Here is a 14341-nt window from a genome sequence, read left to right on the forward strand (position 1 = left end):
AGGGTTTGTACCTATTAAAATAGCAATCACCACTCAAGCTCTCTCCGTGAACACCCAAACAGTTTCACCACCAGCTTCTCAGCACTGCTTCATACATTTCTACAATTTATCTATTCAGCCGATAACGGAGGAGAGAGCCATCATGAAAAAAATCTACACCAATGGAAATTTTTATACATTTGATTCTATTAAAGCGAACGTTCAAGCAGTAGTGGTTGATAATGGTCGGTTTATCGATATGGGGACAACGGAAGACATGTTGCTCCATTGGAAGGAAAATGGTAGCGAAGTCATCAATCTGGAAGGCAAAGCCGTTACACCTGGTTTGATTGACAGCCATCTTCACCTTTCACAAATTGCTAGTAAATTTTTGAATTTAGATCTGACAGGTATGGCTTCCAAACAGGAAATGCTGGATCAAATCGTGACGAGGACAACGAAGCTAAAGCCCGGAGAATGGCTTGTAGGAAGCGGCTGGGATGAAAATCTTTTTAGCGATGGGTCGCCCATACCTGCCATTCATGAGCTGAACCAGGCCGCGCCGCATAATCCGTTATTTTTATCCAGAATCTGCGGACATGCATCTGTAGTTAATACGAAGGCTTTAGAGGTGATTAACTATCATCCGGATATGAGCCTCCCTGAGGGTGGGGCGATTGTTTTAGATGAAAACACGAAAAAACCAACTGGGCTCGTACTTGAATCGGCCTCAGAGCTGTTCAAACAGCATATCCCCGCAAAATCCTATGAGGAGCTAAAAGGTGCGATGAGACAGGCAATTCAATTTGCACTGGAAAAGGGATTAACAAGTGTACACTCAAACGACCCTCTCTATTTAGGCGGACTCGAGCAAACGTATCGAATGTATGATGAATTACTGAATCAGGAAGAGCTCGGACTACGCGCAAATCTATTAATCAATCATGATTTTCTCGATGATTTAAGAGATATGGGCATGTACGTGGGATACGGAAATCATACGTTGCAAATCGGCGCGGTAAAATTATTTGCTGATGGCGCATTTGGAAGAAGGACTGCTCTTTTATCAGAATCTTACGAGGATGACCCGGAAAACTATGGAGAAGCAATGTATAGCCAGGAGGCAATTTTCGATATTGTTAAACGATCCCGTGAGCTGTCCATGCCTGTTGCTGTGCATACAATCGGCGATCAAGCGCTCGAAAATGTATTGGATATTTTGGATCAGTTTCCGGCCGCTAGCTACCGTGACAGACTTATTCATACACAAGTATTGCGAGAAGACCTAATAAAGCGACTGGCGCGACCTAGTCGGATTGCCGATATCCAGCCACGTTTTCTGGCCGCGGACTTTCCATGGGTAAAGGATCGACTTGGCAAAAAACGAATCGAACTAGCTTATGCATGGAAAACACTGCAATCTGCTGGTGTTATTTGCGCGGGTGGTTCAGATGCGCCTGTAGAGCCTGTTGATCCATTGCTTGGCATTCATGCCGCAGTAACAAGGAAAGCACCTGGAGAAAACCATGATGGCTGGAATCCAAAAGAAAAATTAACAATGCATGAAGCCTTCCGCCTATTCACGGAAATGGGCGCATATCCAACCAATGAAGAAACCGTAAAAGGAACGATTTCAAGAGGGAAATTAGCGGATATGACCGTGTATTCCAAAGATCCGTTCACGTTTGCAGACGCGGATGAATTGTTAAATACAGACATTGAAATGACAATCATCGGCGGAGACGTCAAATACCAGAAAAATACAACGTCCTAGAAAGGAGTACTATTTATGGAAGCTTTATTAGAAAATGTATCTGCCTTTTTATGGGGATTGCCGCTGATCCTCACCATTGTTTTTGTGGGATTATTCTTTACATTTAGAAGTAAATTTTTTCAGTTCATCTACTTGCCGCATATTTTGAAAAAGACATTTGGAAGTCTGTTTAAAAAGAAGGAAGCCGGTTCAGGGAAGGGAATCTTATCATCGTTTGAAGCAGTAAGTACCGCAATAGGAGGATCTGTTGGTGTGGCAAACATTGGTGGTGTCGCAACGGCAATTGCTGTTGGTGGACCTGGTGCGGTATTCTGGATGTGGCTGTGCGCATTGCTCGGCATGATTATAAAGACGGTAGAAGTAACCTTATCTGTTTACTACCGGAACACAGATGAAAACGGCGATCCATACGGCGGCCCTACGTATTATATGGAAAAAGGACTTGGTGAAGAGCGAAATTTTAAATTCTGGATGATTCCTGCATTTATTTTCGGCATGGGTATCTTTTCAACATTCTTTATCACCATGCAAAACTACACCATATCTGAGGCGATCAGTTCTACCTTTGATATTGGTATGATCCCTGCTTCCATTCTGTTTATTACCGTTCTTTATTTTATTATTTACGGTGGCATCAAACATATTGGCAAAGTAGCATCCAAACTGGTTCCGTTTATGGTTGTATTTTATATTCTTTGCGGATTGTACATCATTATCAGCAACTTCGGCCAGATCGGTGAGGTTTTTTCCCTCATATTCACGAGCGCCTTTGGAGGCACCGCTGCCGTTGGTGGTTTTACGGGAGCCGCGGTTGCGCAAGTGATTCAAATGGGGATGGCCAGGTCGGTGTACAGTAATGAAGCTGGTTGGGGAACCTCCGCGATGGTCCATTCCACAGCGAAAGTTGATCATCCAGTAAAACAAGGAGTCTGGGGCGCATTTGAAGTGTTTGTAGACACGATTATTGTATGTACGATTACTTCATTTACAATCATTATCACTGACGTATGGTCTTCCGGCTTGTCCGGCGCTGATTTGACGCTATCCGCATTTGAAGTTGGAATCGGTGAGACAGGAAGAATCATTATCACCCTGTGCATTTTCTTATTTGGTTTAACCACCCTCAGCGGCTGGTTTCTCTATTATGAGATCCTGCTTCGGCATTTGCTTAAAAATAGAAGGGAAAAATTAAAAAATGGACTGCTCACCTTTTTCAAATGGTTTTATCCTATACCCGGCATGCTGATGGTCGTTTATGCCGCCAGCTTTGGAATCCCGGGGCAAACCGTCTGGTATTTCGCGGATATCACCTCTGCGATACCGACATTTATCAACGTGGTCGTGATTTTGATTTTGAGTAAAAAATTCTTTGAGCTGCTCAATGATTATAAAGCGAGGTATCTTGGAGTTGGGCAGGTGGATCCTGATTTTGTGTTGTTTTATGAGGATAAAGAGAAGCAGGATGCGGAAAGGAAATTGATGTGAATGATGGGAGTAACGGCCTGGTGGACGATTCTGGGCTGTTGCTTTTTTTCGTTTGTTCCGCGTCAGGGTGATTTGTCCAGCGGTTGCGGACCTTTGTCCGCGGTTAGAGCGCTTCGTCCAGTGCTCACATTCGTTTGTCCAGCGAACAGAGCGACTCATTTCGCGGTCGAGGTCTTTCGTTCCGCGCACAGAGCGGTTTGTCCCGCGATTAGAAATTAACATAACCTTCCCTCTATTACCTATCCCACATCCCCCACCAATATCCCTGCCACAAAACGTCAAAAAGTGCTATTCTACCTATCGCTTCTAGTCCATCCGAATTATTTTTGTCAAAATATGGTTTGCCTTCTTCTTGATTAGGATATAATTAAGTAATATTATTAGTTTAATAGTATTCATTTTCATATCATACAAAGGAGGTTCACATGAAGTTTATTCGGTATTTTACAGTTGGAATGGCTTTCTTGCTATTTTTATTTCTATTTATCCCAACAAGTCAGGCAGAAAATGGAGATACGTATGAGGTAAGTAATACGGTGAACGTTCGAAACGCACCAGCTGCAGGCGCAGAAATCATTGGCATGTTAAGTAAAGGCGACACCATTGTTGCTTTTCAGGAGCAACATGGCTGGGTGCAAACCTATTACGCGGGTGAGGAGGCCTGGGTCGCGAAACACCATTTATTCCCAATAGTCTCTTCAGTAGATACAGTAGCTTCAGAAAACGCATCCGAGAAAATTACAGTCACGGCAAATAATGTTCATATTCGTACAGGTCCGAGCACGAACCATACGATCATTGGAAGAGCAGCATATGGAGATACATACAATACCCTAGACACAGCTGGGGATTGGCATAAAGTTTCTTTAGCCAATGGATCTACAGGATGGATTGCTGCATGGTTAACGGATTCAACGACTTCATCCGAGGAGACGGTGGCGGCGCCAACTAGCAGTGAATCAAATGACACTGCTGCCGAAAATGAAAATTCTTCCGGATCACTGGAAGGATATACGATTGTCCTTGACCCAGGTCATGGCGGAAAAGATCCTGGTGCTATCGGGCTTAATGGTATATATGAAAAAGACTTGGCTATATCCACAACCGACAAAGTGGAGACTCATTTGCTTGATGCCGGTGCAAATGTAACTGTAACGAGAACGGGTGATTATTTTATTCCGCTTGATGAGCGGACGCAGATTAGCCACGGAAACAATGCAGATGCGTTCATTAGTTTGCATTATGACGCTTTCCCGATTCTATCGGTAAATGGAGTAACCACTTACTTTCATTCCAATGGAACGGACCGTCATTTAGCAGAGGAAATTCAAGCTTCCCTCGCCTCAAAAGTAAATTTGCAAGATAGAGGAGTCTTACAGGGGGATTACCGTGTGCTACGCAATAATAATGCTCCATCCGTCATAACGGAGCTAGGATTTATTACAAATCAGAGTGATCTTGCAACAGTACAAACAGCAGATTATCAAAACAACGTAGCACAAGCTATTACGAATGGATTGAAGAATTATTTTAATGAATAATTGGAAGGGAAATCCGCCCTCACTTTGCTGAGGGGCAGATTTCCCTTTTCTAATGCAGCCATTTCCCGGATCTCATCTTTGGTGTTTTGGGAGAGGCTGCTTTCCCTTTGCTTAAATCCTGAGCACCTCTTTCCATATTAATCCGAACATATAATTCATGCATGATTTCTTCCATGGTCACATTATCCGGTAGGTCTTTAATCATTTTAATTACTTCATCTTTGGTGTTCACGTAATTTACCTCCCTTTAAGGCATATAACGTCAGTATAACATGATCTACTACCATAATTCGCTTTCCAGATATCAGCGACAATAAAGATGCTCCATTTGATTGAAACAAATCCGCATTGCTTCGAGTGGAAATGCAGTCTACTCAGCAACTCGTTCAAAAAAGGGCGTAAAGTTATTGAAATGTCATAGACTAATAAGTTATGTCTTGCCAACAATGATGTGACAGCTTTCCTGAGTTATCCATACATTTATATCACAAGAGTAAATTACTCGAATGTGATGGTAGACAGGATCGATTCAAAGTTTTGTGCTGGACGACCAGACAATTTCTCGATATCTCCCGTAACGATATCGAAGTCACCATTTGAAAAGTTCTGTTGGATACTCACAACAGCAGAAACGACCCCTTCTGGAAGTTCTGCCTGCTGAAGCTGCTCCCCGAGTGTCTCGGCAGGCAGTGTTACGTACTTCAATGATTTACCACTTGCTTTAGCTATTTCCTCTGCTCTCTCGGCACCAGTTAGGCTTTCTGGTCCAGTTCCCGTATAAATTGCGCCATCATGACCTTCACCGACAAGTAGACCGGCGGCTGCTGCAGCTAGATCGTCACGAGAAACAAAACTTACTTTGTTTTCAGTGATACCAGTAAGTGCACCTTGTGCTAGGGACATCTTTGCTTCGTCTATAATAGACTCTGCATAGTAACTCATGCGTAGTATACTCCATTGGTTAGCTCTTTTCATCAAATGTTGTTCGCCGGCAAAGTATTCAGCTGCGATGTTCGTTTTCTCCACATTTCGCGCCCCAGCAGATGACATAAGGACAATGTGAGACACACCAGCAGCTACGGCTTTGTCAATAGCTGTAATATTCTGCTGTGCACGACGACCGATCTCCATGTCGGTGGAAGGTATCAACAACAGCCTGTCCAAGCCACTGTAGCCTTTAGAAAGTGATGACGGTTGATTATAATCCCCGAATCTAGCTTCTACACCTTCACGTTTTATTTTCTCTGGAGAGCGCGAAATGGCTACAATACGATGCTCATTGGACCGCTCCAATAAATAGTTAACTACCGCTCCACCCAATTGTCCGCTTGCACCACTTACACCAATTTTCATCATTTATTTACCTCCAATTTGTTATTATGTTTCATTTTTCTAAAGTTCTATAGCCTTCGCCATCTTAGAAATAGGTTATCCCCATGTTAAATCACCCCAAAACTAGCACGCCTATTGATAAAAATCTTTTCCATTAGCTGATCTGGGCTGCTAACTGCAAGCATTTCTCATTAACCCCCCTACATGCCTCCTAGAATAAACTTCTCTTTACTTAGCATCTTTGCCGTTTACGATAGATAAAGAAAAAATACAACAAACGATAGAATTGCCAGGAATAGAATCATAGCTGTATCCTTAAAGGCATCCTTTACTCGAATATGTGTAAGAACTCCTCCTATACCACTAATGGCAAGTAGAAGTGTACCCGCCTTATTTTCAAGTTCTTTACTTCAACACCTATCGATTATCCAACACTTGTTGTATAATTAATATAACAAGCTGGAAAATTTGAAGCAATAGACAATATTGCACTTCTATCGCTTAAACGACAGATTGATAAAAACGTCTAAAAAATAGGAGGAAATTAAATGGCAAAACAACTGGATCCACGAACTATCCGTACACGTAAGCTTATAATGGATGGATTTATCGAGTTAGCAATGAAAAAAGACTTTAATGACATATCCATTAAAGATATAACATCTGTAGCAACGGTAAATCGTGCAACTTTTTATAATCATTTCTATGACAAATACGATCTACTGGAAAAAGTGTTAAGTGAAAGTATGATGAGGGAAGTGATTCAAGAAGTAAGTACACATGGGGTCATTCACGAAGAAAGCATGAAATCAATCTTTTTATCCATTATTCAGGCCCACACATCACTTAGTAATCAATGTTCGCGAAGTTATGAGGCATTTACACCCCAGATAGAAGCGATATTTAAAATGGAACTTCAAGACTTTTTCTCAGAGTGGGCCGGGATCCAATGGCCTAATCAAAACAAAACTGAAGTAAAGGCATTCGCAGTGATGCTAAGCTGGGCGCTGTATGGAGCCGCGATGCATTGGATGCAAAATCAAACGGAAAAACCAGAAGATTACATTAAGCAATTAATGCCTTTCATTAAAAATATGGATAAAGAAGATGTAAAATAATATAGGTTTATTACTAAATTTATCTAAGTATAAAAGAGCCTGTTTTTTATAACAGACTCTTAAGAGTGCTTTTTCACAATCTCCATTTATTTTACCATAACTATTTAATATCTTAAGGACGATCTTCCGCAAAATGGTTCAATTGAGGAACATTCCTATTGTCACGCGACACCAGCCATTTACAAGCTACTCACCCGGATACATTTCCCGCAAAAACGCAACCGATTGCTGTATCAACGCCTTTAACACATCCACATCAATATCTGCTACCTTATTGATATACACACATGCCTTACCTGTCGTATGTTTACCAAAGTCTTTTAATAATTCTTCTCGTTGCTCGTCCCCTGTTGCAAAGTACAGGCTGATTTTTGCCTTTCGTGGTGAAAAGCCGACCAATGGTGCATCGCCTTCGTGGCCAGATGCATATTTATAATGATAGGAACCAAATCCAATGATGCTCGGCCCCCACATTTTAGCTTTATAGCCTGTCGCCTCTGTAAAAATATCTACTAATCGATACGCATCTTCACGTTTTTTAGGACGCTCAACTGTTTCAATAAATGCCATAACACTGAGATCGTTTTCTTTCGTTTTTAGTTCATACATCGCTATCCCTCTCATTTCCTAAAAATCAATCTCCCTGCTTGCCCTTCGCTATTTTTCTGTAAATCAGAAACCCAGCCAGACCAATGATTCCAAATACGATAAGCACAGGTAAGCTTCCAACCACAAAAACAAAAATCCCCGAAAAGACGGACATAATTACGTTAATGCTTTTCATAAATTGATCTTTCATCTGCTCCCAGGTGTTTAAATCGTCACCGGATATCGAGACATTATTTTCTTCAATATTGATTGTAACAGTTGCAAGATCCGTTCTATTTTCCAAATAATTCATCCGACCTGTGATTTCTTCAATCTCTCCCTGGACGTTTGCCAAATCATTTGAAATAGCTAACAGGTTCTCTGTTGCTTCTGCTTCTTCCATAAACGCTAGTAGCCGCTCTTCCACGACTTGTTGCGATTCCAGGCGCGCCTCCAAATCAACATACTCCTCTGTCACGTCCTGCCCGGAAACCGAACTTTCCAGGACCTTGCTGCTACCTTCCTCTACGACCTGAATAAATGCTTGAAACTGGTCTTGAGGGATTCGTGCGGTTACTTGCCCACTCGTTGATTCTTCATCTGTACCCTCTTGCATGGAGGAATTCACAATATATCCTCCACGATCTGAAACTTGGGTCTGAATATCATTTACAGTTTGTTGATAATCGCTTACCTCAACACGCAGATTGGCCGTGTAAATTACTTTTCGATCTACATCTTCTGCTTGTGAGATAGTTTCCCCTTGAGATTCCTCGCCCTCCTGCGGCGCACGCTCCGCATCGTCCGTGTTAGTCATCGAATTACTGCTTTCATCTGCTGAAAATTCCTCTGTCTCCATTGTAACATCATTCGTTGATTCACTATCTTCCGTATCATCGCTGCAGGCCACTATGAAAACACTTATACTCACCAAAATCATAATAAACAGGACTTTTCTCATTTTTAACCCTCCCGAAAATACACTCTTTTTCCCGGCAAAAATATAAAAACAACCATCACAACTGCTAGCATCAACATCTCAAATGACAACGTTATAATCGTGATACGCAGTGGTATGATATCTGAGATCACACCAACTCCTAAAACAAATATGATTTGAAAAAGGCTTTGCAGCAATTGGAATATACTTGTCACCCGTCCCATCAACGCTGTAGGCACATTATTTTGGTAAAAGGTCATGATCCCCGCATTTAAAAACACGTTAAAGAATCCTAGAATCGTAAACCCAAATGCAATGGATAGAAACGACCATGAAAATGCATATAAAATATAGCCAACAGTTTGCATTAGAATTCCAATAGCGATCATATAACGCAGCGAAAATTTTTGTGAAAACACCGAGATCAAAAGTGCACCCGCAATAGAACCAATACCTGTGATACTGATTAGCAAACTATAATCTACCTCAGTCAAACCAACCACCTGCTGCGCGAAAACCACTTCCTGAGCATCCATCGCAAATGTGAAGATGGCCGTGGCCAAAAATGCCACATAGAGGAGCGCAACATACTTATGCTTCTTTATAAAAGTCAGAACAACTTTAACGTCCGTCACTATCTGAGAAATCGTTAGTTTTGGAATAGCATTTTTATCATATGTATCTTTTTCCGGTAAAATATATAATAGGAAAGCAGCAAGTATGAATGATACACCATTGATCAAAAGTGTTGTCGTGACAGAGCTCATCAGTATGAGCGTCCCACCGATAGCCGGCCCGATAATAAAAGCTCCGGATGTTGTGAATGACTGGACTGAATTATATCGCTTCCGCATATGTCTTGGAATTAACTGTGTGATGTAGGTCGTGGATGAAGGAGTAAAAAACGCCTTGGCAATACTCAAAAAAATCAAGATCAGGTAAACGAATCCTATGTTAGGGGCAAAAGGAATTAAAAATATGAAAATCGCTCTTGCCAGGTAGGTTACAATCATGATTTTCCTTTTGCTTCGATAATCGATGAAACTTCCCGTCCAAAATTTGGTCAGGATATTGACAGCCGGACCGATAATCCACAAACCAGCCACCGCTGCTGCAGAACCAGTCATCTGAAACACCAAAATATTAATGGCAACCAAGTAGATAAAGTCACCTATCCCAGCAATGCCGACAGAAGTTAATAGAAAGATAGGTTCCTTCCAATTAGCCAATTTGGATTTCATAAGCTGCCTTTCCTTTCTCCTTATGAGCCTGGGTTTTGTTGTTATATACTTATTCCATGCAAAGGCTTGAAATTCCTTCATAATGGAGGAATTATTTTTGGGGTTGATTATTGTGATAAAATAATAGAGAAGGAGCATGACTTACATGAAAAAACATAAAAAGTTTAAAATAGTAATCGGCATTATCCTATTCGTACTTTTAATCGCCGCGGCTGTGATTATCTATTATCTTAATTTCTATGAAGAAGATCTCAATGAGCGCCTGCCAATGACAACTACGGTTAAAGATGAAGATAGCGAACCGGAGGACATTGCGTATCGTTTCTGGTTTGATTATATGCAGGCTTATAAAGGAGAAAATGTTAGTTCATGGCAGCGGCTTGCAGATGTTCGTTACAATGAGTTCCAACTACTCGCAGGAGATGAAAGTGAATTTGCGGTTGGTGTAACGTTTTGGGCAATTTTAGATAGTAAAAATTGGTCCACACACCGTAGCTGGGGAGACGTACAGGAAGACGGGACCATTGAAGATATTGAGTGGACATTGCGAATCGAGAAAACAGGGGACAATGAATATACCCTCAAACGAATTGACGAAACTTCAAACGCAACTGCTGGATTGGCTCCGCTGGAAGACACCTATCAAAAAGAGGCCGGGATCGACGTACCTGATGAAAAGCATCGTCACCGAATTGCAGATGGTAACGTTGAAATAACATACGACGGCGGCGACAACTGGCAGGAGGTACCCGCCCGATTAGAAGAATTTTTCAAAGGAGACTACAATGGTCCCAAGCATAGCCTGATAGACGGGAGTTATGTCATTTCCCCGGATAAAACTGCTTTTGTCATTGGTGGGGGAAGAGAGAGTAATTTGCATGTTCTCCAGTCCAATGATATGGGAGAAACCTGGGATGAAGTAGATATTTCCACTCCGTTTCCAGCGGCGCGCATGCGTTTGATCGGCTTTACTTCTGAACAAGATGGGTATTTGATCGTGACTGGAGGCAGGACGATGAGTGCGGAAGGTCATCTTGTTTTTAAAACCAATGATGGTGGGAAAAACTGGGAGCAAACAGGCTCAGCGGATACAAGTCGGATGCTAACAAGTGGAGGCTTTATCAATGACAGTCTTGGATTCCTGTCTTTTGGTGCCGAACGGCGTAATGATCAACCCCCGCTTCCATCCTTGTATCGCACGGAAGATGGAGGAGAAAATTGGAACAGGGTTGAGGTGCCCATCCCTGCTGAATATCACGGAATTTTCACCATTGCTGAAGTCCCAACGTTTGACGGTTCCCAAGGTACCCTGCTCATTAGTCAGGGGCCAAATGGCGATTATCAAGGCGGCAATGTAAAAGCAAGATTTGTCTCCGTTGATGACGGGGCAACATGGTCCTTTGCAAATCTGGTTGATCCGGATGATGTGATTGAGGAATAGGTTGTTCGTGTTGTTTGGTGCCACTTTGATTTAAAATAAAAAAAGGCCTGCGGTAAAACAGAATTTCTTCTATTTTACTGCCGGCATCTTTATTTCTTATACTTGATATTTTTTAATCAATCCAACAAAAGCATCCACAAACGTTTGCAGGAATTGAACTGTTCCTTCATTGTTGATTTTACCATGTTCATCCACTAAATCTGCTGAATTGGCAAGGTAGACCTCAGGTTGTTGAACCACAGGCATATTCAAGAATGTGAGGGATTGACGTAAATGGTGGTTTGCTCCAAATCCACTCAAATTACTTATCGAATGGCTAATAATACCTGCTGGTTTGCCTTCCCACATACTTTCGCCATAAGGTCTTGAACCTACATCCAAGGCATTTTTTAATACACCTGGTACAGAACGGTTATATTCAGGTGTTACAAATAAAATAGCGTCACACCCTTTAATCGTGTTGCGGAATGTAGTATATTCCTCTGGGGAATTACCATCATACTCTTCATTATATAATGGGAGATTACCGATATCGACAAACGCTGTTTCGTAACCTTCAGGAAATAGTGAAGCTACATTTATCGCAATTTTTTTAGCAAAAGATTCTTTCCGTAAACTACCAACTACAATACCAATTTTCGTCATATTGCATCATCCTTTTTTAGTTCAGTTTTTTTCTCACATTTCTTATTTTCACCATTTTATTCTTAAATATTATGGAACCCTAACTTTTGGATTTAGGGGTAGAAGAATTTGTTGTTCCGATGAATTTCTGAAAACCATAGTTTAAAAAGGCCAGTGAATACGTTTTAATAAAGAGGACTTTAGAGGTTATCTTTTTAGATTTATAATGCCCTATTTTTTGGAAAAGTGAATGCAGGGGATAGGCATAAACCAGATCCAGAATGAAGTTACTTAATGCATATAGGGGCAATTTTCCATATGTAAAGTGAAACACCCACAAATTAATTGTAAAAAATGGCCCAAATATAAAGGCTAAATCATCAAATACCCTGTATTTAACGCCTCCTTTAACATCCCACCATTTGAAAATAGGGTTTAGAAATGACTGTATCAACAAAATACAAGAACAAAATATGGTAACTGGTAAATATTTTTTGAATGAGTATTTGGGAAGAAATGATAACACAATAGCCCACAAAACTACTGCATTTGCTATCCTAAAAAAAGTTGCCATATAAAATAACCTCCGAAGCTTTTATCCTAGGATGTGGTATTTCATCATTGTTATTCAATGTATGATAAAAATCATTTGTTATAAAATCTATAAATTTTGCCCCTGTTGACAGATTAACTACAACTTTTTGATAAACAAAAACAGCCAAGAACCAGTAATCATATGGGTTCAAGGCTGTTTTTACTTCAATTTAACTACAAAATTCAGGAATTAACCCAATGCCGATTCATTCATCATTCTTTGAGCATCATGTAAATGACGTGTTCGAATGGATCTGGGTAAAAAGCTGCGAATCCCTTCTTCATTATAACCTACTTGCAATCTTCTTCCGTCAACAATAATTGGTCTTTTTAATAATCCTGGATTTTTTTGGATCATAGGATATAGTTCTTTCAATGGCAACTGATTGAAATCACCCTCTAATTCTTGAAAAACTTTTGAACGTGTTGATATAATTTCTTCTGTTCCATTTTCAGTTAAGCTTAATATTTCCTTTATTTCTTCTATCGACATCGTTTCAGAAAACATATTACGTTCTTTATACGGTATTTCATTTTCTTGAAACCATGCTTTAGCCTTTCTGCAAGATGTACAGCTTGGTGTTGTATAAAGAGTTACCATGCACTAATTCACCTCAGTTCCTTTCTTTTAAACAGGGTCAGGTTCATTGTCCCTTCACCATATGAAAGTGGGACAGTGTTCCCGTCGCCCGTCCCGTTACTCATATTCCTTTTCAAATACTTTGTTGCTCCGTACTGTATCAATGTAACGCACAGCATTTTCAATTTGTTCCCGTTTTGGTTCCAAAAACGGTGGTAATGCCAATATTTCTCCAAGTGTTTCATACGGTTCATCGCCCATGAATCCAGGACCATCTGTTGCAATTTCAAATAATATTTGCGGTGCAACGTTGGTATATAGAGATCCAAAGTAGTAACGTTCCACATAGCCGGAATTCGGTAAACGGAAGGACTGCATCCGCTTCATCCATTCATCCAGTCCAGCCCGGTCCTCTACACGGAATGCTGTATGGTGAACAGTTCCGTATCCTTGGCGCGCTTGAGGAAGTACAGCATTATATTCCACAATAACTTGTGCGCCATTTCCGCCCTCATCCACTTCAAATAGATGATAAGAACCTTCTTTATCAATTTCCGTAAATAATAGAACTTTTTCCATGATTTCCTTAAAGTAATCAATGTTATTAACACGTACAAAAATTGGCCCGAGTCCTGTAATAGCATATTCTAAAGGGATGGGTCCCTTTTGCCATGGTGTTCCAGCAGCGACACCCTCGTTGTTTTCATCAGAGATTAATTGATACTGCTGATCATCAAAGTCGACAAATGAAAGAGTCCTTTTCCCAAATTGCTCTTTGATTCCCGTATGTTTTACTTCTAAACGATCAAAACGTTTCACCCAATAATCCAATGCATCGTCACTTGGCACACGGAAAGATGTTTTGAAAATCTCATTCGTACCATGAACACCTTTTGGGATACCGGGAAAATCAAAGAACGTCATGTCTGTTCCAGGGTTGCCTTCATCATCGGTGAAATATAAATGATATGTCTGAATATCGTCTTGATTCACTGTTTTTTTAACTAAACGCATGCCTAGTACATATGTGAAAAATTCATATATCTTTTCTGCGCTACTTGTAATTGCGGTTACGTGATGCATTCCTTTTAATTCGTTCATTAT

14 protein-coding genes are annotated in these 14341 nt (G+C 40.8%); 5 read left to right on the plus strand and 9 right to left on the minus strand.

The window, feature by feature from the left end; all coding sequences use genetic code 11:
- Positions 1 to 142: 142 nt before the first annotated feature.
- From KFZ58_RS17840 to KFZ58_RS17850, 3 genes are all read left to right on the plus strand, one after another.
- Positions 143 to 1753 carry an amidohydrolase gene (locus tag KFZ58_RS17840; protein ID WP_235792625.1) on the plus strand — a complete coding sequence of 537 codons (1611 nt, stop codon included), beginning with the start codon at positions 143 to 145 and terminating at the stop codon, positions 1751 to 1753.
- Between the two features lie 15 nt (positions 1754 to 1768).
- Positions 1769 to 3238: an alanine/glycine:cation symporter family protein gene (locus KFZ58_RS17845; protein ID WP_235792626.1), complete on the plus strand. Its 1470-nt coding sequence runs from the start codon at positions 1769 to 1771 to the stop codon at positions 3236 to 3238.
- Positions 3239 to 3663: 425 nt separating this feature from the next.
- Positions 3664 to 4779 carry an N-acetylmuramoyl-L-alanine amidase family protein gene (locus KFZ58_RS17850; RefSeq protein ID WP_235792627.1) on the plus strand — a complete coding sequence of 372 codons (1116 nt, stop codon included), beginning with the start codon at positions 3664 to 3666 and terminating at the stop codon, positions 4777 to 4779.
- 49 nt (positions 4780 to 4828) lie between these two features.
- Here the strand turns inward: KFZ58_RS17850 and KFZ58_RS17855 are convergent, their stop codons facing one another.
- A complete protein-coding gene (locus KFZ58_RS17855; RefSeq protein WP_235792628.1) occupies positions 4829 to 5011 on the minus strand; it encodes a hypothetical protein in 183 nt (60 codons plus the stop codon).
- Between the two features lie 266 nt (positions 5012 to 5277).
- A complete protein-coding gene (locus tag KFZ58_RS17860) occupies positions 5278 to 6135 on the minus strand; it encodes an SDR family oxidoreductase (protein ID WP_235792629.1) in 858 nt (285 codons plus the stop codon).
- Between the two features lie 524 nt (positions 6136 to 6659).
- On the opposite strand from KFZ58_RS17860, the gene KFZ58_RS17865 reads away from it, so the two are divergent.
- Positions 6660 to 7229: a TetR/AcrR family transcriptional regulator gene (locus KFZ58_RS17865; RefSeq protein ID WP_235792630.1), complete on the plus strand. Its 570-nt coding sequence runs from the start codon at positions 6660 to 6662 to the stop codon at positions 7227 to 7229.
- A 186-nt stretch (positions 7230 to 7415) separates the two neighbouring features.
- Here KFZ58_RS17865 and KFZ58_RS17870 read toward each other — a convergent pair whose 3' ends face one another.
- The 3 genes from KFZ58_RS17870 to KFZ58_RS17880 are packed head-to-tail and all read right to left on the minus strand — an operon-like array spanning position 7416 to position 9998.
- Complete coding sequence (locus KFZ58_RS17870; protein WP_235792631.1) at positions 7416 to 7838, minus strand: DUF1801 domain-containing protein; 423 nt, start codon at positions 7836 to 7838, stop codon at positions 7416 to 7418.
- A 25-nt stretch (positions 7839 to 7863) separates the two neighbouring features.
- Positions 7864 to 8778: a DUF4349 domain-containing protein gene (locus KFZ58_RS17875; RefSeq protein WP_235792632.1), complete on the minus strand. Its 915-nt coding sequence runs from the start codon at positions 8776 to 8778 to the stop codon at positions 7864 to 7866.
- A 2-nt stretch (positions 8779 to 8780) separates the two neighbouring features.
- On the minus strand, positions 8781 to 9998 hold the full coding sequence (locus KFZ58_RS17880) for an MFS transporter (RefSeq protein WP_235792633.1): 1218 nt from the start codon (positions 9996 to 9998) through the stop codon (positions 8781 to 8783).
- A gap of 145 nt (positions 9999 to 10143) precedes the next feature.
- On the opposite strand from KFZ58_RS17880, the gene KFZ58_RS17885 reads away from it, so the two are divergent.
- Complete coding sequence (locus KFZ58_RS17885; protein WP_235792634.1) at positions 10144 to 11439, plus strand: WD40/YVTN/BNR-like repeat-containing protein; 1296 nt, start codon at positions 10144 to 10146, stop codon at positions 11437 to 11439.
- A gap of 96 nt (positions 11440 to 11535) precedes the next feature.
- Here the strand turns inward: KFZ58_RS17885 and KFZ58_RS17890 are convergent, their stop codons facing one another.
- The 4 genes from KFZ58_RS17890 to KFZ58_RS17905 form a co-directional block, all read right to left on the minus strand.
- Positions 11536 to 12084 (minus strand): NADPH-dependent FMN reductase, encoded by a 549-nt coding sequence (locus KFZ58_RS17890; protein WP_235792635.1) that lies wholly within the window; start codon positions 12082 to 12084, stop codon positions 11536 to 11538.
- Between the two features lie 79 nt (positions 12085 to 12163).
- A complete protein-coding gene (locus tag KFZ58_RS17895; RefSeq protein ID WP_235792636.1) occupies positions 12164 to 12637 on the minus strand; it encodes a hypothetical protein in 474 nt (157 codons plus the stop codon).
- 210 nt (positions 12638 to 12847) lie between these two features.
- Complete coding sequence (gene spxA, locus KFZ58_RS17900) at positions 12848 to 13258, minus strand: transcriptional regulator SpxA (RefSeq protein WP_235792637.1); 411 nt, start codon at positions 13256 to 13258, stop codon at positions 12848 to 12850.
- Positions 13259 to 13354: 96 nt separating this feature from the next.
- Positions 13355 to 14338 carry a ring-cleaving dioxygenase gene (locus KFZ58_RS17905; protein ID WP_235792638.1) on the minus strand — a complete coding sequence of 328 codons (984 nt, stop codon included), beginning with the start codon at positions 14336 to 14338 and terminating at the stop codon, positions 13355 to 13357.
- Positions 14339 to 14341: the final 3 nt, after the last annotated feature.

This window comes from Virgibacillus sp. NKC19-16, assembly GCF_021560035.1.
Taxonomy (GTDB): Bacteria; Bacillota; Bacilli; order Bacillales; family Amphibacillaceae; genus Virgibacillus_L; species Virgibacillus_L salidurans.